At 41.8% G+C, this 18635-nt stretch carries 21 protein-coding genes and 1 pseudogene; 11 read left to right on the plus strand and 11 right to left on the minus strand.

From position 1 onward, the window contains the following. The 3 genes and pseudogenes from QUB35_RS13470 to QUB35_RS13480 form a co-directional block, all read right to left on the minus strand. A pseudogene (locus QUB35_RS13470) lies at positions 1-316 on the minus strand (hypothetical protein); the annotation flags it as partial. Then, positions 309-1577, minus strand: coding sequence for a DNA methyltransferase (locus tag QUB35_RS13475; protein ID WP_333142383.1), 1269 nt, complete (start codon positions 1575-1577; stop codon positions 309-311). The gene QUB35_RS13475 and the pseudogene QUB35_RS13470, both read right to left, overlap by 8 nt. Positions 1578-1800: 223 nt before the next feature. After that, positions 1801-2487, minus strand: coding sequence for a uracil-DNA glycosylase (locus QUB35_RS13480; protein ID WP_333142384.1), 687 nt, complete (start codon positions 2485-2487; stop codon positions 1801-1803). Between the two features lie 168 nt (positions 2488-2655). On the opposite strand from QUB35_RS13480, the gene QUB35_RS13485 reads away from it, so the two are divergent. Together QUB35_RS13485 and QUB35_RS13490 are read left to right on the plus strand one after the other, a co-directional pair. Then, the gene (locus QUB35_RS13485) at positions 2656-3327 is read left to right on the plus strand and encodes a phosphoribosyltransferase family protein (protein ID WP_333142385.1); all 672 of its coding nucleotides are present in this window, start codon (positions 2656-2658) and stop codon (positions 3325-3327) included. A 42-nt stretch (positions 3328-3369) separates the two neighbouring features. Continuing rightward, complete coding sequence (locus tag QUB35_RS13490) at positions 3370-3666, plus strand: hypothetical protein (RefSeq protein ID WP_333142386.1); 297 nt, start codon at positions 3370-3372, stop codon at positions 3664-3666. A 230-nt stretch (positions 3667-3896) separates the two neighbouring features. Here QUB35_RS13490 and QUB35_RS13495 read toward each other — a convergent pair whose 3' ends face one another. After that, positions 3897-4274, minus strand: coding sequence for a VOC family protein (locus tag QUB35_RS13495; protein ID WP_333142387.1), 378 nt, complete (start codon positions 4272-4274; stop codon positions 3897-3899). 461 nt (positions 4275-4735) lie between these two features. Further along, on the minus strand, positions 4736-6400 hold the full coding sequence (locus QUB35_RS13500) for an IS1634 family transposase (RefSeq protein ID WP_333142388.1): 1665 nt from the start codon (positions 6398-6400) through the stop codon (positions 4736-4738). 218 nt (positions 6401-6618) lie between these two features. On the opposite strand from QUB35_RS13500, the gene QUB35_RS13505 reads away from it, so the two are divergent. Together QUB35_RS13505 and QUB35_RS13510 are read left to right on the plus strand one after the other, a co-directional pair. Continuing rightward, the gene (locus QUB35_RS13505) at positions 6619-6975 is read left to right on the plus strand and encodes a hypothetical protein (RefSeq protein ID WP_333142389.1); all 357 of its coding nucleotides are present in this window, start codon (positions 6619-6621) and stop codon (positions 6973-6975) included. Between the two features lie 3 nt (positions 6976-6978). Further along, entirely contained in the window at positions 6979-7887 is a 909-nt protein-coding gene (locus QUB35_RS13510; RefSeq protein WP_333142390.1) for a HEAT repeat domain-containing protein, read from the plus strand. Positions 7888-7924: 37 nt separating this feature from the next. Here the strand turns inward: QUB35_RS13510 and QUB35_RS13515 are convergent, their stop codons facing one another. Next, positions 7925-8545, minus strand: a complete 621-nt coding sequence (locus tag QUB35_RS13515) for a histidine phosphatase family protein (protein ID WP_333142391.1) — start codon at positions 8543-8545, stop codon at positions 7925-7927. A gap of 55 nt (positions 8546-8600) precedes the next feature. Here QUB35_RS13515 and QUB35_RS13520 point away from each other — a divergent pair, with 55 nt between their 5' ends. Further along, entirely contained in the window at positions 8601-9068 is a 468-nt protein-coding gene (locus QUB35_RS13520) for a hypothetical protein (protein WP_333142392.1), read from the plus strand. 148 nt (positions 9069-9216) lie between these two features. Here QUB35_RS13520 and QUB35_RS13525 read toward each other — a convergent pair whose 3' ends face one another. Next, complete coding sequence (locus QUB35_RS13525) at positions 9217-9543, minus strand: hypothetical protein (protein WP_333142393.1); 327 nt, start codon at positions 9541-9543, stop codon at positions 9217-9219. Between the two features lie 471 nt (positions 9544-10014). Here QUB35_RS13525 and QUB35_RS13530 point away from each other — a divergent pair, with 471 nt between their 5' ends. The 4 genes from QUB35_RS13530 (at position 10015) to QUB35_RS13545 (ending at position 12235) form a co-directional block, all read left to right on the plus strand. After that, positions 10015-10296 (plus strand): hypothetical protein, encoded by a 282-nt coding sequence (locus QUB35_RS13530; RefSeq protein WP_190740781.1) that lies wholly within the window; start codon positions 10015-10017, stop codon positions 10294-10296. A 218-nt stretch (positions 10297-10514) separates the two neighbouring features. Further along, positions 10515-11342 (plus strand): PHP domain-containing protein, encoded by an 828-nt coding sequence (locus QUB35_RS13535; RefSeq protein ID WP_333142394.1) that lies wholly within the window; start codon positions 10515-10517, stop codon positions 11340-11342. 195 nt (positions 11343-11537) lie between these two features. Then, positions 11538-11747 (plus strand): CsbD family protein, encoded by a 210-nt coding sequence (locus QUB35_RS13540; RefSeq protein ID WP_006632574.1) that lies wholly within the window; start codon positions 11538-11540, stop codon positions 11745-11747. A 227-nt stretch (positions 11748-11974) separates the two neighbouring features. Further along, positions 11975-12235, plus strand: a complete 261-nt coding sequence (locus QUB35_RS13545) for a DUF433 domain-containing protein (protein ID WP_333142395.1) — start codon at positions 11975-11977, stop codon at positions 12233-12235. A 95-nt stretch (positions 12236-12330) separates the two neighbouring features. Here QUB35_RS13545 and QUB35_RS13550 read toward each other — a convergent pair whose 3' ends face one another. Together QUB35_RS13550 and QUB35_RS13555 are read right to left on the minus strand one after the other, a co-directional pair. After that, the gene (locus QUB35_RS13550; RefSeq protein WP_333142396.1) at positions 12331-12453 is read right to left on the minus strand and encodes a hypothetical protein; all 123 of its coding nucleotides are present in this window, start codon (positions 12451-12453) and stop codon (positions 12331-12333) included. 181 nt (positions 12454-12634) lie between these two features. Beyond that, entirely contained in the window at positions 12635-13945 is a 1311-nt protein-coding gene (locus QUB35_RS13555) for an HlyD family efflux transporter periplasmic adaptor subunit (protein ID WP_333142397.1), read from the minus strand. A 344-nt stretch (positions 13946-14289) separates the two neighbouring features. Between QUB35_RS13555 and QUB35_RS13560 the strand changes: the two genes are divergently transcribed. Beyond that, entirely contained in the window at positions 14290-14598 is a 309-nt protein-coding gene (locus tag QUB35_RS13560; protein ID WP_333142398.1) for a hypothetical protein, read from the plus strand. Positions 14599-14854: 256 nt separating this feature from the next. Further along, positions 14855-17008, plus strand: a complete 2154-nt coding sequence (locus QUB35_RS13565; protein WP_333142399.1) for a peptidase domain-containing ABC transporter — start codon at positions 14855-14857, stop codon at positions 17006-17008. A gap of 80 nt (positions 17009-17088) precedes the next feature. On the opposite strand, the gene xseB is transcribed toward QUB35_RS13565, so the two are convergent. Both xseB and xseA read right to left on the minus strand, forming a co-directional pair. Further along, complete coding sequence (gene xseB / locus QUB35_RS13570; protein WP_333082161.1) at positions 17089-17316, minus strand: exodeoxyribonuclease VII small subunit; 228 nt, start codon at positions 17314-17316, stop codon at positions 17089-17091. After that, positions 17313-18482: an exodeoxyribonuclease VII large subunit gene (gene xseA / locus QUB35_RS13575; RefSeq protein WP_333142400.1), complete on the minus strand. Its 1170-nt coding sequence runs from the start codon at positions 18480-18482 to the stop codon at positions 17313-17315. Before xseA ends, xseB begins: the two co-directional genes overlap by 4 nt. Positions 18483-18635 lie beyond the last annotated feature (153 nt).

Below are 18635 nucleotides of genomic sequence, written 5' to 3' on the forward strand. Positions count from 1 at the left end.
AAGGAAAGAGGCAGAAGGAAAGAGGCAGAAGGAAGGAGCCAGAAGAAGTATTTTTACAAATATGAGATGCTCCCAAAAAATCATTGTCACTGTCAAAAATTAGTTCAACGTCAATGTATCGCTTATAGGAGGTTAGATGGGATACCATCTCTGGAACAACTTTCAGATCATCCCCCCTGATGTTTTTAAGCGTTTCCAACCATTTTTTGTAGTATTCGATTGCTTGATTAACACGCCGTTTATCTGTAGGAGGTAATTTCACGTTATCAAGTAATGCTGCTAGTTTGTCCCCATGTGGTTGAGCTAAATTAAACATAATTTTCTTCTTTTTGGTTGAGTATTTCAATGGTTTTTCGTGAACGCTGCCGATCGAAATAAGGTGAGGGCTGTACTGTGGCTGCCTTATCGATAGCATCCTTGATTTCATATTTTACTTGTTCATTCGCTACGGAATAAGCAGATATTAAAGCTTCTACAGAAAGAGTTCTGGCTTGATGTATGTCAAAATAATACTGTAAGTCTTCTCTTTTTGTAAAGTGTAGTATATCTTCTTTGATAGTTTTTCCATAACGATTTACAAAACTTCTTTCTTGACGGATATCTAAGCTAATTCCCAATACTTGACGAGCAACTTCGGCAACTAACTCCCCGTTTAAAAACGGCGTTCCTCTAATATTTGATTCTTTACCTACTACAAATATTATTCTACTATTAGGGCTGCATACTCTTAACAATTCTTGCAAAGTATAGGCGATGTCTAAGCAATATTGAATGACAGTTAGAAATCTATTACTTCTATGCTTGCGATTAGAACCAAACTCGGATTTTGCCACCTCTAAAATTTTCCAGTTTAGTGCTTCAGTAGAACCGCGATACTGCTGATGATAGTTAAATACATTGATATAAGGGGGGGAGGTAATCACAAGATTGACGCTGGAGTTTTGTAAGGGAACGTTTCTTGCATCGGCATTGTAGGCATTTATCGGCTTTTTACTATAGGGTAGTTTAAGGACAAAAGTAGCGATATTTTCCGCCAGTGTAAAAACTCTTGATTTGGTAAGTTTTTTGTTTTCTAAGTCTAGCAATATCACTAATACTTCATGTAGAATATTAAGGAATTTTTCTTCATCATCAACGGCTACCTCTACAATTTTATCTATTAAATCATTGGGTGTAATTTCTTTTTGTATTGTTTGGAAGAGTGGCATTCTCTCCCATATCTCTGTTTTTAGTTTAGTGAGAAAAGAATTGATACATTTTTCACGCTTTATTGGTGAAAGAGTGATGAATTTATAAGTGTTAGCTAGGATTAAAGCGGCTGGATTGATTTCGGTTCCGCAGGCTTCCAGTCCGAATCTTCCTGCCTCATATAAAACTGTTCCACTACCTAAAAATGGATCAAAAATCACAGTATTTTTATTGGCATATTTGTCAATTAAAGTTTCGACGAACTGGGGGGAGAATTGCCCTTTCCAAGGAAGTGGATTAGTACGTTGTTTATCTTCAATGTCTAATAGTTGTTGAGGAATTTCTTGTCTATTGATAGGAGTTTCACTAAAAATACTAGAGACAACCATAATTCGGATTTTTACTACGGGGCGTAAATTTATGAATGGAAAGCGGGAACTGGCTTTGTAGATGGCAGGTAAAAATCAGAGATTGTTGGTGAAACCAGCCCCCTACAAATTACACATGAAAATTAATTATAATTTTTCGGTGGGTGGGGGCGGGTTTTAAGATTGTGGGTAAAAATCCGAGATTGTGCCTCAAACCTGCCTACAAATCCACAAGAAAAATTGATTATAATTGCTCTTTGAATTCATCCAATTTAGCCTTGATAGCCTGCATATCTTGCCACATAAACCATTTCGGAGTTTCCGGTTCGCGGGAGGGATTTCGCAGCAAGTACGACGGGTGAAAAATTGGCATACACAAACGATTTTCCCATTCAATCCATTGACCTCTAATTTTACTAATGGGCCGCTTGTCGCTTAGCAAACCTTTCAGGGCTGTTGCACCAGTTAATAAAATAATTTTGGGGTCTAAGATGCGGATTTGTTCGAGCAAGTAAGGTTTGCAAGCTTCGATTTCTTTGGCTGTCGGAGGGCGGTTGTTGGGAGGGCGACATTTGATGACGTTGGCAATGAATACGTCGGTTTCTGCACTCAATCCCACGGATTCTAAAATCTTATCTAACAGTTTGCCCGATCGCCCGACGAAGGGCAATCCGGTTTCATCTTCGTTTTGTCCGGGCGCTTCTCCCACAATCAAAATTGAGGCTTGAGGATTGCCGCGCCCGATGACGGCGTGAGTGCGGCTGTTGCCCAATTCGCAGCGGTAGCAGCGGTTGCAGTGCTCGCCGATTTGTTCCATATTTTGATAAGTGCCGGGAGGAATGGGAATTTTGGCATTTGCTGGTATTGAGTCTGTTTGGAAAGTGGCACTTTGATTGTTGTCAAAAAGGCTGAGTTGCAAGTCGCTGGACATAAATTTTACAATTAGGGAGATATTTTGGAGTCTAGAGTTTATAGTTTAGATCGGGTTTGGTGATTTGAGATTGGCTAGAAGCTTGTGTGCGATGCTGTCGATTGCACAATCCCTAATTAACACTGGCACAATCTCCAATTGTTTGGTTGAGCTCGTACAGGCAAAAATATGTTCTCTAACCCGTTTTTTGACGATCGCGCCGATGCAGGCGAAAAACTGGCCGAGGCAGTTGTGGACGAGTTCGGCAAGTTGAGTTTAATGACACAGCAGGCGGTGAAACCGATTGTTTACGCCTTGCCACGCGGGGGTTTGCCCGTTGCTGTGCCGATAGCGCGTCGCTTGGGCTGTCCTTTGGATGTGGTTGTCGCTAAGAAAATTACTCGCCCAGATAATTTAGAATTGGCGATCGGGGCTGCAACTGCTGACGGTCATGTCCTCTGGGAAAAGCAAAAGCAGCACAATTTACGCTTGCAAAAATCAGCATTGCCGGTGGCTCAAAATAATGCTCAATCTCTGCTGGCAGATTTGTCTCCGGGACGCCCCAATCTCACCGCGGCGGGGGCTTTGGCGATTTTGGTAGATGACGGCATTGCTACAGGGATGACGATGGCTGTGGCGGCTAAGGCTTTGCAGTCGCAGCAACCGGCGGCTTTGTGGATTTGCGCGCCTGTCGCCCCGGCAGATTTGATGGGATTTTTGGCCCAGATGGCCGATAAGTTGATCGTTCTGGAGACTCCTCACCCTTTTTACAGTGTCAGCCGCTTTTACGGGCAATTTCCGCAGGTTGAGACGGCGGAGGCTTTAAGGTGTTTGCAGCAACAAACAGAATGGCGATCGTAGGTTAAGCTAGAAGGCTAAATCCAAAAGCTCGATCGCTAAAACATGAGACCTTGGCAATATTGGTTGGACACTTTGATTCTGTCTACTCAGCACAATCCGCCTCGCTTTGTTGAGTTGGTGATGTTGACTTTGGCGATGATGTTGCTGGGGCTGTGGAGTGTAACATTGCAGTGGCAATATTTAGCACTGTCTCTGAGTTATATAATTGGTTCGTCTTTTTCAATTTTGGTGCGGGAATCCCTCGACCCGCGGTCTCAATTTCAGCTAACTCACTTGACTGCTTTGTTGTTATTAATATTAATTATCAGTTTTTATAGTTTTGCTGAACTGATTAGATAGTTAAGGCAGTTTTGATTTGTAGAGGCGGGTTTTACAATGTCATTGCGAAGGCGGTTAAGCAATTGCATAAGTTATATAGCAATCCTCAGCGGGTTGTGAACTAGATGTTTTTTTGAACGAACCGCGAAGACGCGTTCGGCGAAGCCGTTCCCGTTCCCTGCAGGGGTTCCCGAAGGGTAGGGTAGAAAGAGAAGAGAAGATGGAGAGTTCACCAATAATTAGCCATTATCCTAGATTCGCATGGGTTGATGTAAAATTATGCGGTTCCCGGCAGGATCGAAGGCATAGATTTCTAAACCGTGAGAAGCTTTGATAATTTCTCCTGCGGGCGGATATCCTAAAGCCCAAATTCGGGCGATCGCAGTTTCGATATCGCTGACTTCCAAACACAAACTCATGCCTGTTTTTGCTCGATTTGCAAATTCCGATTTGTGGGAATCTTTGGGTTTGAATATGCCGAGTCTTAATCCTGGGAGTTGAAATTCAGCATAAGTATTGGGAATATAAGGGTTTGGTTCTATGTCGAGAAATTTGGTGTAAAATTTAACGAGAACTTCTTTATCAAGGTCTGCTAAAGTCACTAGGGCGGCGCTGTATTGGAAACTCATATAAATTGGTAATGGGGAATTGGGAATTGGTAATATTATACAACATTCACTGCGATATCAAAACTTCGGAGTTAAAAGGGAGTGACTGTGCAAGTCTTGGTATAATCAATTGCTCGCCCTGCAATCCCTTTACTACTCAAAGTGAGATGAATCCAAAAGGAAATCAAGAGAACCAGAATCTTAGAACCCACATTCCGCAGTTCTGGCTTTAATGACTAAGGATTATCATACATTCAGTGTAGGAAAAATATCTGTGCCTACCTTTTCTAATTTTAGTATCATTTTTTTGCGATTTTGGCGAAATATAAGAAATTTGAATTTACAGATATTTCCCAATATATTCCTTCGGCAATATCTGAACTGGTTTTCCCTAAATTAGACACTAAAATTCCGGCAACATGATTGTTATGTTGCCAATTATTTGAATTTATTCAACCATATTCTCCGGTGTATTTTCCGCGTTACCCATCTTCAACTATTAAATAATATTGACCGCAAACCTTTCCTAAATAATTTAATATCTCCCGACGTTCCTTTGTTAAGTTGCTTATTTGTTCGGCTCCATTGAGGTTGACTAAATGTACGGCTTGAAACATCTGAAATACCCACCGCATTGTCGGTTTATTTGTCATTTTCTTGACCTGGTTTCTGATGCTGGCATTGGCTGATTCTAATTCTTGTCTCAACTTTCTTTGGGCAAGATTATATACCAATAAACATACTCCCATTATCATGGCAATTGCTTCTACTCTCTCGGGTTTTTTCACGAAGACGCTTGATGTGAAAAATAATGGATCTTTTAAAAATCTAAATCCTCTTTCGTTACTTTGTTGGTCTTTGTATTCTTCTAATATTTGCTGGTTGGTTATTTCGTTTTTATCTAAGATGTTTGTTGCCAGTATAAATCTCCCTGCTTTGATTTTTTCGGCTGATATTATTTCGGGTCTGGTTTCTATTTTACCGATTATTTGATAGGATATTGTGTCTATATTACTAGCTTTGTTGGTGGTTTGTTTTTGTTTTTTATGGCTTTTTTCTTGAGATTCAATTTCGGTAATTTGGTGATATTTCCATGTGTCTGATAGATTCTTTATGGCGGTTTCTGCGTCGGCAACACAAGCGAACTTTTGCCGGGAAAGCTTACGTAGCGAGGCTTGGGCGCTTGATTCTTGTTTGTTTACTTGTTTGTCTATTTGTTTGATGCTTGCTTGTTTTCTGAGTTCACTTTCTATGACTAACCATCTTTGTTGGATATTTCCATATTCGCTAGCTCTTTCGGCTATCTTATATCCTTTTTTTGAGCTTGATTGCCATTCGCTTTCTTGGATGTCTACGATTTTCTCTTGGGCTGATTTTATGCTTAATGGGACTCTTGTTATCCATTTGATTCCTGTCATTGCTGATAGGTTTTCCCTGGTGTATAAGGCGCTGTCTGCTACGCAGATTCCTTCAAATGTCCACTGTTTTTTGAATTCTTTTAGTCTTGATACGAATACGCTTTTGTCGTCGATGTTTCCTGAATCTATTTTTAGATATAGTGGTATGTCTCCGTCTCCTGTTACAATCATGTCTATGATAAATTGTTTGAGGTCGGGTCGATGGTCTCTCGAGTATCCGTGAACTATTTCTATTGGTTTCATTTCTGATGTTTCTGGTTCGGGTTCTTTTTCTGTTTGGTCGCTGTTTTTAACTTGGGTTTTATATTCTCCTTGTACATACATTGAACTTCCATCTAAATGGATGCTGTTCATTTTTACTTGGAATTTATGGGCGGCTTTTATGGCGATTGTTGTGAAGAGTTTTGTGGTTCCCACTTGATAATATTTATCAAGGGTTCTTCCCAGTCTATCGTCATTTAGATGTTCGGGTAATATTCCCTTTCCTATTAGATGTGATGTTGCTTTTCCTACGAAAAATTCCTCGAATATGTATAATGGGGCGCTTAAAAATCCTAGTCCATTCAAAATCATTGCTTTCATGACTTGTCCTGGGCTGAGCATTTCTTGGGTTGTTATTCCTACTATTTTATTGACTTCTTCTACTAATTCCATCTCGTCTATTATGCCTGCTACTATTCCTAAATGGTCTAAATTTAGGACTTTTATGGCTTCTTGATGCTCATTCATGGTTTTTTCCTCTTGGCTCCTAATTCGTTCATTGTATCTCAAAAAAGCCTGAAGTGATTACGGGGCAATCACTTCAGGCTTTAATTTTTAAAATTTATAACCCTCAATTGTATTTAAAGACCTGCGGAATGTGGGTTAGAAGACTCAGAGTCACTCCAACAACCCCAGATTCTAGGTTGATTGAGAATCGAGAATCTAGATTTCCGCGTGCAGTTGCTATGGCGATAGATGATGCTCAAGAGGTTATGAACGATCTCTATCGGGAAGAGGCAGAGTACGGAGATGGAAGTTGTGCTTTTATGGTGATGAAAGAACAATTTGAAGGGGGAGTAGAAAACCAGCCAATGTCCCTCAAAAAAGGAACTCTCCACCATACAAAGTGCCGTCAATATATTTCACATTTAAAAAAAAGATTGCTAGATTTGCCGTCTGAGCCTAATGAGCCTAAAGAAAAGATTACTAGAGAAATTAAAAAAATGGAAGAGGCGCTACAATGGGCAGAAGACTACCGCAACGGCAACGATCCGGTGATTCCCCGATGGGCAAACTCTTGGAGAGATCAGTTAGGAAAATAATCAATGGATATTATTAAGCTAGAGAACACTTACAAAACACCGTATCAGGGCAGGAACTGGCGGGATACAAAGCATGAGCTTCCTATCAAGCCAAAGGACACTCTGAGTTTCTGTGACTTAAGAAATTGCAGTTTAGAAGGACTCGACTTATCAATGGTAGAGTTCTTTGGTTGCCATCTGAATGGTACCTTATTTAAAGCTGCCAATTTGCAGAAAACGAAATTTATTGGCTGTTTTTCTTCGGATGATTATCCGCCAACAGACTTTAGTGGTGCTATTAGCAAAGATGTGTCTGTAGTAAATTCTCACTTGAACTACCTAGCAGACGAATTTATAGGAGATTTTGGTGATCTTGACGAGGATTTTTGGATGGGAAACAGTCCAGAGTCCAAGTGGCCTGATGTTGTGGCTGCTGCTGCTACCGAAACACTGGACGATCGCAATGATGTCAGATATAATGCTGCGGCAAAATTAGGAGATTTAGATAATCCTGTTGTTGCTCCCATACTGGCTTGTCTCCTCGCTGACGATGAGTGGGATGTGCGATCGATTGCCCTCGAAACATTAGGAAATCTAAGGCATCAGGAATTCCCGCAGGGTGACAATATTTTATTGCAGTGGATGTTCTTACGTCTCGGAGATCGACATTCGATTGTACGGCAGACAGCGAGAAACCTTGTTGAGATTCTATCACCACCAAACCATGTATTGCTTGCTTCTATTAACCGGATGATGTCGTCGGAGTCTGAGGAAAGAATGGCGGGCGTACTTGCAGCTATTGAGTTGTGCAGGCTAGACGAACAATATTCGAGTTTGCTGGAACCAAAAATTATTGAGAGTCTCTTGTCGGATGAAGCACCTGATGTTCGGCAAGAATGTTCCTATCTTCTAGAAATTTTAGAGGATTGTTAGAAACTTTAACCGCAATCTGCTGTAAATTTCTACCTCCTTAAAATCCTCGAATTCGTCCGAATATTTTAATTTTACCTTCTCGATCGCTTTTGAGAATCACAGCTTCGCCGCTTTGCGGTACAAGATCAGTAATCGCGGTAATATTTACTTGATGAGTTACCATAATAATCGCGCCTTTTGTATTGCGGTTGTCCACAATTAATTTGCGAATTGCTGCTGTTTGGCTGGCTTCTGTGCTGCTGTCCCTAAAGAACGAATTCAGTGCTGGGAACGGTTCGACTTTGCCTAAAGTTATCAATTTTGCTGTTTCCAAACATCGGCACCACTGACTCGATAAAACTCTGGCAACTTTGATGTTGCGGTTGCGAAATTCTGCTCCAATTTGCTTGGCTTGGGTTCTTCCCTGTGCTGATAAATTGCGCTGGCTGGAACAGTCGCCCAACTTAAAGTTAGCAGGATCTCCCGTACCTGGGGCGATCGCGTGTCGCATTGCTACCACCAACCCCGTCTCACCCCGCTGCAACAATTGCCACCCTGCTTGAGTTTGCGCGTTGGTTGCTGCGTCAGAACTTGCAGTTGCAATCATTAAGCCGATCGACAATACTAAAGCTAGCGAGCCGAAAAACCATTTCCAGTTAAGGTAAATCCGCGCAGCCATTGGTGCAGAAGTTAGGAATTAACTTATCATATTATAATACAACAAATATTGCTCTATGGAACTCACCAATTTTATTGCTCTGTCTGTCATTATTGCCCTGGTGCTGGGGATTGGGTTTGGAACAATGACTTGGGCTTACTTCGGCAAGGGCAGCATTTCTGTACTCTTTAAAGAACCAATTTTAACTTACCCAGAATTTCCCGATACCGACAGCGGCAGTAAAGCTTCCGTTTATTTTCAACAAGGAATTGAGGCTTATCAGTCTGGAAAGTACCGCAAAGCCAAAGATAAATTTACCAGCGCTGTAGAACAAGTTTCAACTTTGGCAGAAGCTTACCACAATCGCGCCTTGGCTTTTGCAAATTTGCGATCGGATGACGAGGCTGTTGCAGATTTGATCCGTGCCAGCGAATTATACCAACAGCAGGGGGCTGGATTTGCGATCGACACGATTAAACAAAATCTGGCCGCCTTGAAGCAGCGCAAATTAGAACGAGAAAAACAAAAGGCAGTAGCGACATAAATTATTATGTTCGGGCCGTGAAACTCAACCCACACCTAGAGTGGGGGTCTGAAAAACCCGGTTTCTTTAATGTGGTTGGGAGAAACCGGGTTTGTTAACAGAATTTTTATGATAGTTGAAAATCAAGATTTAACCTTCTCCCGCTCAACTAAATTTTTCGGGCATCTTCTATTTTGTCGATTTGAGAAATCATCATTTCTCGGCTAGGTGCCACAACTCGATAATTAGTAATGGGATCGTAAGCTTCCCACTCTTGAGTCACTTCGCTGTCTTGCCACAAAAACCATTCCCGGTAAATTTCGCCGTCATCAATGTCGCCGCACAAGGGAAGCCAATCATCTCCTCCCAAGCTCTCAAAATCTCCTCCTACTAAGTCAATCCAAGCTGCAAGGATACAAGAGTCACTAGCATTATTATTAACAGCAACGGTGTTAGAGTGAAGAGAAGTTTCGGGAAAACAAAGTGTGGATTTCATAAGCTGTACCTGAATGTTATGTTATTAATTTATAAAAAAATCCTCTACGGCAGTGACAGCAGAATGCCGCTATCTCAACCTCCACAGTTCCCACCTCGAAAAACCTTGACACCCAAAGCGCTCAAATGCCTCTGCTGTAAGACTTGAGACCGCTTTGAGTCAAGTCGCTACACAGGCTAAATTGAGCCACTTTGCCAACTGGCATACAAGAAAGCCCGATCGACCCAATATTGCTGGCGAAGGATCTCGCGCATTAAGGAGCAAAGACAGCGCGACTGGCAATTGTATACTGGGTAAGTTGGCGAGTTTCCGTACAGTTTTTGTGATAAAATTAGCAGTAACCGGACTTTCGTACCGACAGCCTGGTCTTGTCAAAAGCTTTCCAACGAGCTTTGCAATCGTGGTGCGATCGCCAGTTTTGATTTATTGTTAATTTTGCCAAGTCCCGATCGACTGTTAGGGAAAAAAATTATGCAAGCAACCAACCAAGAAGGAATTATCAATCTGACAATCCACTATACCAACGGCAAACAGCAACACTTCCAGTTCATTGCGCCAGAGGGAACAGTAGGAGAGCAAGCAACTTTAGGCACTCGCCTGCACAAAATGTTGACAGCAGACCCGGTAATTCTCGAATTGGCAGATAAACTGGTAGTTATCCCAGTTCACAACATACAAAGTATTGAAATATCGCCGGTTCCTCCCAAATTGCCAGAGGGTGTCCTTTACCCAATGCGAGAAATCAAGAAATAGCTAAGGTATTCTGAATCTAAATTCTACTGAAAAGGCGGGCAAGATGCCCAGCCCACGCCAGCTTTTAATAAACAGAAATGTCCCAATTAAAGGCGCGACAACTTATTACAGCTAATAGATTGAAATAACCCAAAAACTTGTCGATCGCAGGGACGATAGATGTCGCGTGAGTGAGGGGAATAATTGCAGATTTCGCAGACTTTAACTTACCAAAAAAAATGCTAGAACTCCACTGTCACACTACTTATTCCGACGGCACTCTCACCCCTGCCGAACTCGTAGCCGCGGCCGCTTCATCGGGGGTTCGCGCCTTGGCCGTCACGGATCACGATACGATGTCGGGTTGGGATGAAGCCTTCGCTGCCGCTGCTTTGCACGGTATCGAAATAGTCCCCGGACTCGAACTCAGCACGGTTCACAACGGCCGATCGCTGCACATTTTAGGTTTTTATCCCGATGCAAATAAGTTGCGAGTTCCTTTGAACGATCGCCTGGAAGGAAGGTTTCGCCGATCGCAGGAAATGGTCGAAAAATTAGCAGCAATGGGATACGCGATCGAACTGCCAAAAACATCCCCAGGAATGGCACCGGGACGGCCTCACATCGCCTCTGCACTTGTAAAAGCCGGTCACGCCAAATCATCGCGGGAAGCATTCGATCGCTGGCTGGGAGATGACGGCCCGGCTTATGTGCATTACGAGAAATTCTCGATCGTCGAAGGCATTGATTTACTGAAAAGTTGTGGCGCAGTACCAGTTTGGGCTCACCCTTATTTATTTCGCGGCGGCGCTGTTGAGGAAGTCTTAAAAGAATTAGTAGATGCTGGTTTAATGGGAGTTGAAGTATACCATCCCAGCCACAGTTCCAGCCAAATCCAAAAGTTGAAAGATTTGTGCGTTCATTACGGTTTGCTGGCAACTGGTGGCAGCGATTATCACGGCCCCGATCCTGAAAGGAAAGCAGCAGATAGCACCCAATTGAATATGCTGCATTTGCCGTTAGAATTACTGGAACCGATTAAAGTTGCTGCGGCGAGTTTGAAATAGTTTGTAATTGTAACTAACTGTAGGGTGCGTCAGCATTATATCAGAGTAAATGGCAACAATCAAGCCATTCTGACGCACCCTACTAAAAACTGATAAAAATCAAAGGAAACATAAATTAATATGAAGTTAGCGAGGAATTTCAGTTGAGTTAATGTTAGGGTAGGAGTAAGGTTTAACTACTCAGCGGAGCTTATCATGAGTACAGAAGACAGAGCGAAGGCGATCGGCAAAAATTTAGAAGGCAAAGCTCAGGAAATTTTCGGTAATATCACGGGCAACAGAAAAGACCAGGTTGAAGGTAAAGCGAAACAAGCCGAAGCTGCCGCCCGCCACGCTGCAGAAGATGCTAAAAATGCGGTGAAAAATCTGGCAGATAAAGCCAAAAGGTCGATCGACAAATTGTAGAAACCGCGCTATACCAAATCCTGGCTAATAGAATTCGCTTCATATCAAATCCTTTGCTATCAATAGGGTTTGATATGATTTATTTTTTGAATGTGCATAAACTGGGTGACTCCTGCGATATCCCTTCACAAGCGCAATGGAGAAGTCCCTATTGTAAACCCGCCCCACCCAACTCAACCCTAAAATTCATTACAATGAATCAATGGAAAATATCTAATTGAAAAGACATGACTCAAAATAATTTACTGTCTCGCATCTCAATCGACTCGAATATCTGCTTTGGCAAACCCTGTATTCGCGGCCATCGCATCTGGGTTTCTCTGATTCTTGACTTTCTCGCTAGTGGAATGACTTTTGAAGAATTGCTTGAGGAATATCCGGGAATTGAACGAGAAGACATTTTGGCTTGTATTGCTTATGGGGCTGAGTTGGCAAGAGATTGTTATGTGGAAATTTCTGTGGGTGAAAAAAAGGTAGTTTTAAAGTGAAGTTAAAACTTGATGAAAATTTGGGCAGCATCCGGGTTGTTTCGAGAGCTATGAAACAGGGAATTAATTCCCTGTCTGACTTGGGGCAAAACGCCCTATTTCATCCACATTAATCCGAGTTTATTTCCGGTTAAAAATCTGGTTCCGCAGCCAAAAGCTCGATCGACAAATCCATCTGTTCCTTTGGGTTTGATATGATTTATTTTTTGAATTTGCATAAACTGGCTAACTCCTGCGACATCTCTTATAGATAGGGTTTAGGTGCAGAAGACAAAAATCAGCTTGGTTGGGTATTTGCTTCAATGGGGCAGTGGTAGCAGGCTTTTAAGGTTGATTGCTTTGTATCCTCAATGGAAAATTTTCCCTTCGTCTGGTCTAGTGTTTAGCTTGCTAAGTTGCTTACAAATCAGTTAATAACCGTGCTTTACGTAAAATAAATTTCAAAACAGTTTCATTTTTAGCGACAATATCTGCTTGTATTTCCATCCCAGATTGTAAAACATTTTTCCGATCATCTTTTAAATATAATTGCTCCGGTTTAATCGTTACTTCATAATAAGGAATAATAGGATTATTTCCTGTATTTTGTGGGCTAAGAGAATCAGGAGAAATCGCAGTTACTGTTCCTTTTAATATTCCATAATCTGGGTAAGGATAAGCGCTCACCCGCATTTGTGATTTTTGTCCAATTTTGACTTTACCAATATCCTGAGTAGAAACCCTAGCTTTAATCACCAAAGGAGTATTGCTAGGAGAAATTTGAGCAATCTCTTCCCCTGTACGGACTGTTTGATTAGGGTTACGTAAGTTTAATTTTAGAATAATCCCTGATATGGGTGCAGAAACAACAGTTTTACGGAGGTCGCGTTGCACTTGTAATAATTCTTGACGCTCGCTCCCTAATTGCTTCTCAAGTTCACTTTTACGCTGTAATAAACTATTTTGTTCCTGCTTTAAACGCGCGAAACTGCCTTGTCCTGTGGCTTTTTCCTGAGCAATTTTTTCTTGGGCCATTGTCACCGCTCCATTACTAGGATTAAGACTGGCTAAGGCTGCTTGTAAACGTGCTTTAGCAGAGTCTACAGATTTAAACTGACGCAGTACAGTTTGTTTTTGACTTTGCAATAATGCGACACGCTCTGCTACTGTTTCTTGTTGTTGTTCGACCGCTAATTGAGCTTCTTCTAACTGGTTTTGGCTTAATACATCTAAGCCAAAACTTTGATAGCGATCTCGTTTTTCCTGTGCATTTTTTAAAGCTGACTTACTAGCACGTAAAGAGGCTTCTGAAGCGTTAATATCGCTTTGAGCTTTTTGCAATTCTTGCTCAGCAACTTGCAAGTTAGCTGTGGCTTCATTTACTTGAGCTTGTACAGTTAAACGTCGTTCATTATATTCTTGTTGAAGGCGAAAATAATCCGCTTGAGCAGAAGCTATGGTTCGCTTCATTCTTTCTGTTTCTGCATCCAGTTGCAGGTTTAAATTTTTTAATTGTTCTGAAATCTGTTGTAATTGTTGCAAATTTTGTTCTACACCCCCCTGAAGTTGGGATTGACGAGTGCTAAACCGAGAAGCATCTAAAGTGACTAAAGGTTGTCCTTGAGTTACAGTTTGATTTTCTTTCACATCAATCCCGATCACAGTCCCCTCGGTGGGTGCTTGTACCAGTTTCACCTCCCCAGTGGGGCGCACCATTGCTGGGGCTTTCACGGTGACGGGTAAGGGGGTAAACGCGGCTACGGTAAAGGCGATCGCCACTGTACCCACTAAAAATATGCCCCCAAAAATTGTCCAGCCACTAACGGGGGGCAAAAAATCATCCTGCCCAGAAACGGGGAGAAAATCGGGGTTGGGGTTTCTCAGTAACATTGCGGAATTTCCTACGATTCAATATGGGTAAAGCTTTCAGGATAAAAATTCACGAAAAACTCACAAAACTCTGCCGAATTATAAATCTTTTGTAAAGGTGCGTTGAGTCTATTGATAATTTTTTTTTATCATTTACATTGTATCACATTAGCCAAACTAAATCATTAATCAAGTAGGAGACATCAATGAAAGACATTCATAACAATCCTTTGTTTACTGACATCACCGCTGAGGAAGAAGTATCTGTACAGGGGGGTAATCCGGCTCTTATCCGTGCAGCAATTAAATGGGGTCCCACAGCAGTCAGGGCTGCAATAAATGCTGCCCGGTGGTGGTTGAACCAACGCGGTAATGGGGTTATTTTTTGGGATAACAAAAACACCTATGGTGATGGAATACGAGCAGGTGTGGGCATCGCAAACGATAGGGATGTACCTGGTAGCGCCAGATTCGGTATTAAGAACAATGGAAGATGGGAAACTTTCAATGTTTGAAATCTTACTGCCGACAATAATGATTACAACAAATGTAATGCTCCCTATCGAGATAGTAAAGGCCGGCTAATCGCCAGTTAATATAATTTACTCATCTAATGGGAATGAGAAAATAACAGTAGTAAGGTAGTCAATATTTACTTTACTACTGTTTAATCTTTACTGACGTGCCCTAGATAGAAACACGCCGTAATATCCTTTAACTAACCTAAAAATTAAATAATATTAATATTTTAGAAATCAGAGCATCTATCTAATGAAATACCCCAGCATCTTACAACAAAATGAAGAAGATTGCGGTGCAGCCTGTTTAGCAACAATTGTCAAGTATTATAATAAAAGTTTTAGTATAAATCGCATTAGAGAAGCCATTGGAACAGGACAATTAGGCACAACCTTAACCGGATTAAGACGAGGTGCAGAAAATCTGGGATTTGATGCTGTTTCTAAACGAGCAAACCCCGACATCTTGAACAAAATGAAAGATGCTCCTTTACCAGCAATAATCCACTGGAAAGGCTATCATTATGTTGTTTTATATGGTAAAAAATGGACAAAATATGTCATTGCTGACCCGGCTGTGGGAATTCGTTATATTACCCGTCAAGAATTAGCCCAAAACTGGACAGGATTAACCACTCTTTTATTACAACCAGATCCTATTCGCTTTGCCCAACAACCTGAAGATAAAATTCAGGGAATTAGCCGCTTCTTCCAGCGCGTTACACCTTATAAATTTATCCTATTTGAATCCTTTATAATTAATATTTGCGTCGGACTTTTATCTTTAACTTCACCATTTTTAATTCAAATATTAACCGATGACGTACTGATTCGAGGTGAGACACAAATTTTAAGAGGATTGGCAATAGCCATTATCATAATGAACTTAGTCAGTAGTGGCTTAGGAGTAGTACAAGCCAATTTGATCACCCAATTTACCCAACGTTTAGAACTGGGATTCGTCAAAGAATTTGGACGTAAAATACTGCGTTTACCCCTCCAATATTACGAATCTCACCGCAGCGGCGAAGTCATCAGTCGTTTAGGAGACATTCAACAAATTAACCAATTAGTCGCCCAAATTGTAATTAGTTTACCGAGTCAGTTTTTTATTGCCGTTATTTCTTTTGCACTCATGCTATTTTATAGCTGGAAACTCAGCTTATTTATCGTAATACTAACTCTTTTAAATGCTGTATCCCCCCTAATATTTCTCGTTCCATTACGGCGTAAAATTAGAGAGATCATGGTTTTAGATGCCGAAAATCAAGGGGTATTAGTAGAAACCTTTAAAGGTGCTCTTACCTTAAAAACAACCACTGCCGAACCGCAATTTTGGGAAGACTTACAAACTCGATTCGGACGACTCGCCAATATGGGTTTTAGAACAGCCCAAATTGGGATTACTAATAGCACATTTTCCGGTATTATTTCTAATATTGGTGGAGTTGGCTTACTCTGGCTAGGTAGTACCCTTGTGATCGATAAAGAATTAACCATTGGACAACTATTAGCCTTTAATAGTATGAATGGTAATTTTTCGGGTTTTATTGGTACAATAATTGGCTTGATTGATGAATTTGTCAAAGTAAAAACCGCAATTGAACGACTAACATCAGTAATTGATTATCGTTCAGAAGTACAAGACGATCAAAAAAAGGAATGGGTAGGTTTCCAACCTCATGATAATATATATTGCGAGGATCTACAGTTTCATCATGCTGGAAGACTAGATTTATTAAATAATTTTGATGTAATGATAGAAGGGGGAAAAGTAACAGCCATTCTTGGTCAATCTGGTTGCGGTAAAAGTACCCTAGTAAAACTAATTACCGGATTATACGAACAACAGGGAGGAACAATCAAAGTTGGAGCTTATAACTTACAAAACTTAGCCATAGAATGTGTTAGAAAACAGATAATCTTAGTTCCTCAAGATGCCCATTTTTGGAGTCGGAGTATCATTGAAAACTTTCGCTTAGGTTCACCCCATGTCACCTTTGAAGAAATTGTTAAAGCTTGTCAAATTGCCGAAGCAGATCAATTTATCAATCGGCTTCCTGAGAAATATTTAACCGTATTAGGAGAATTTGGAACCAACTTATCAGGAGGTCAACGTCAAAGATTAGCAATTGCCAGAGCAATTGTCAACGATCCACCTGTGCTAATTTTAGATGAATCTACCGCCGGATTAGACCCTATTAGTGAACAAAAACTACTAGATAAATTATTAGAATATCGTCAAGAAAAAACAACAATTCTCATTAGTCATCGTCCCACCGTAAATCGGAGAGCCCATCATATTATTTATATGCAAGAAGGTCAATTAAAATTACAAGGAAGCTTAGAGGATGTACTACAAATTGAGGGTGAACATTTAAAATTTTTAACTTCGTCCTTCTCTTAATCTATAACTTTGAGACAAAAAATGGCTATATACCTTGCTAGAGCCTGCGCTTATCCACATTACTCCGAGTTTATCTCCGGTTAAAAATCGGGTTCCGCAGCCAAAAGCTCGATCGACAAATCCATCTGTTCCTTCCCCCGCGCCAAAAAGCTTTCGCACTCCTGCCAACACTCCACAGCCACCCCAAACTGCTCGAAAACCTCCTCTAGAGGCAACTCTCCCGATTCCACCCGATCGATAATCGCTTCAATTCGATCGACCGTTTCCTCATAATTCCAGTCTGACTGGCGCAACTGCGAATCAATCATAACTTTTCTTCCGCATCCAATACTTCTACAATCTTAACTTTCAGCACGCCCCGACTCAACCTCACAGTCAATTCCTCTCCCAATTCCAAACCGTCAGTTGTGCGGACGATAGTACCGTCACTTTGGATTACCGCCGCATAACCCCTTTGCAATACCGCCGCTGGGTTCAGTGCGGATAACTTTTCTTGCAATACCTCCAGTTTACCAGTTGCTTGCCGCAAAGTTCGGGATGTCGCAGGCAAGCGTTTTAATCGATTTTGTAATAGTTGTAAATGCTCTTCTTCTGCCTGAAATCTGGCCCGCACAGCGTTTGCTAAATTGACCATTCGCTGCTTGTGTTCAAAGTAAATATCTGCTAAAATTGGTACAGCTTGAGCGGCCGCCGCAGTGGGAGTGTGGGCTCGTTTATCTGCTACTAAATCCGCGAGAGATTCGTCTCTTTCGTGTCCGATACCTGTAATAATTGGAATCGCACAATTGGCGATCGCCCTGACAACTCTCTCATCATTAAAACAAGCCAAATCTTCCGCCGAACCGCCGCCCCGCCCTAAAATGATCACATCAGCCCTACCGTCCAATTCTACACGGGCGATCGCCCTAGCAATCGCAGCAGCAGCCAATTCTCCCTGCACTCCTGTCGGCGACAGCAACACCCGCAAACCCGGATATCTTTGGGCTAGAGTCCGCTGAATGTCTCCCCAAGCAGCGCCAGTATCGGATGTCACCACGGCCACAATTTGCGGGTGTGCCGGAATCGGGCGCTTTCTGGCGGGATCGAAGAAACCCTCAGCATCCAAGCGCGATCGCAATTGCTGCAACCGCAAAGCCTGCAATCCTGCCCCAGCCGGTAGCGATTGCACAACAGTCAACTGGTACTCGCCGCGATTTTTGTAAACCCGGATGCTTCCCAAAACCAGCAACTGTTCCCCTTTTTCCGGGATTTGCACCAATTTTTGCCGCTGAGAATTCCACACCACGCAGCGAATAGCAGCGCTTTTGTCGGTGTCGCACAGAGTGAAAAAGCAGCCGCTAGGGTGGTGCGAAACGTTAGACACCTCGCCTGTCAGCCAAATTGATTGCAGGTTGCGATCGCCCTCCAACAAGTCTTGCAGGTATGATGTTAGTCCGGCAACAGATAAAGCTGTATCGGGAAGAATTGAAGTCATCCAATTTTAGATTTTAGATTTTAGATTTTAGATTTAGGCTACTATCAATGCTGCGGACAGTGGGTGATTGCCAAGCGTAAAATAAGGGTTTCAGGGCGATTGCAGAATCGACTTCCTAACGAAAAATCAAGGGTTTCCGACTAGGATCTCAAA

Source organism: Microcoleus sp. B13-B6 (assembly GCF_036705405.1).
GTDB lineage: Bacteria > Cyanobacteriota > Cyanobacteriia > Cyanobacteriales > Microcoleaceae > Microcoleus.

Bases quoted from the DNA above. Each gene is read 5' to 3' on its own strand.
- QUB35_RS13495 (WP_333142387.1), bottom strand. From the start codon at position 4,274: ATGAGTTTCCAATACAGCGCCGCCCTAGTGACTTTAGCAGACCTTGAT.
- QUB35_RS13525 (WP_333142393.1), bottom strand. From the start codon at position 9,543: ATGAAATCCACACTTTGTTTTCCCGAAACTTCTCTTCACTCTAACACC.
- QUB35_RS13480 (WP_333142384.1), bottom strand. From the start codon at position 2,487: ATGTCCAGCGACTTGCAACTCAGCCTTTTTGACAACAATCAAAGTGCC.
- QUB35_RS13500 (WP_333142388.1), bottom strand. From the start codon at position 6,400: ATGAATGAGCATCAAGAAGCCATAAAAGTCCTAAATTTAGACCATTTA.
- QUB35_RS13490 (WP_333142386.1), top strand. From the start codon at position 3,370: ATGAGACCTTGGCAATATTGGTTGGACACTTTGATTCTGTCTACTCAG.
- QUB35_RS13535 (WP_333142394.1), top strand. From the start codon at position 10,515: ATGCTAGAACTCCACTGTCACACTACTTATTCCGACGGCACTCTCACC.
- QUB35_RS13540 (WP_006632574.1), top strand. From the start codon at position 11,538: ATGAGTACAGAAGACAGAGCGAAGGCGATCGGCAAAAATTTAGAAGGC.
- xseA (WP_333142400.1), bottom strand. From the start codon at position 18,482: ATGACTTCAATTCTTCCCGATACAGCTTTATCTGTTGCCGGACTAACA.
- QUB35_RS13505 (WP_333142389.1), top strand. From the start codon at position 6,619: ATGGCGATAGATGATGCTCAAGAGGTTATGAACGATCTCTATCGGGAA.
- QUB35_RS13560 (WP_333142398.1), top strand. From the start codon at position 14,290: ATGAAAGACATTCATAACAATCCTTTGTTTACTGACATCACCGCTGAG.
- QUB35_RS13515 (WP_333142391.1), bottom strand. From the start codon at position 8,545: ATGGCTGCGCGGATTTACCTTAACTGGAAATGGTTTTTCGGCTCGCTA.
- QUB35_RS13530 (WP_190740781.1), top strand. From the start codon at position 10,015: ATGCAAGCAACCAACCAAGAAGGAATTATCAATCTGACAATCCACTAT.
- QUB35_RS13550 (WP_333142396.1), bottom strand. From the start codon at position 12,453: ATGCAAATTCAAAAAATAAATCATATCAAACCCAAAGGAACAGATGGA.
- QUB35_RS13520 (WP_333142392.1), top strand. From the start codon at position 8,601: ATGGAACTCACCAATTTTATTGCTCTGTCTGTCATTATTGCCCTGGTG.
- QUB35_RS13475 (WP_333142383.1), bottom strand. From the start codon at position 1,577: ATGGTTGTCTCTAGTATTTTTAGTGAAACTCCTATCAATAGACAAGAA.
- QUB35_RS13565 (WP_333142399.1), top strand. From the start codon at position 14,855: ATGAAATACCCCAGCATCTTACAACAAAATGAAGAAGATTGCGGTGCA.
- QUB35_RS13485 (WP_333142385.1), top strand. From the start codon at position 2,656: ATGTTCTCTAACCCGTTTTTTGACGATCGCGCCGATGCAGGCGAAAAA.
- xseB (WP_333082161.1), bottom strand. From the start codon at position 17,316: ATGATTGATTCGCAGTTGCGCCAGTCAGACTGGAATTATGAGGAAACG.
- QUB35_RS13510 (WP_333142390.1), top strand. From the start codon at position 6,979: ATGGATATTATTAAGCTAGAGAACACTTACAAAACACCGTATCAGGGC.
- QUB35_RS13545 (WP_333142395.1), top strand. From the start codon at position 11,975: ATGACTCAAAATAATTTACTGTCTCGCATCTCAATCGACTCGAATATC.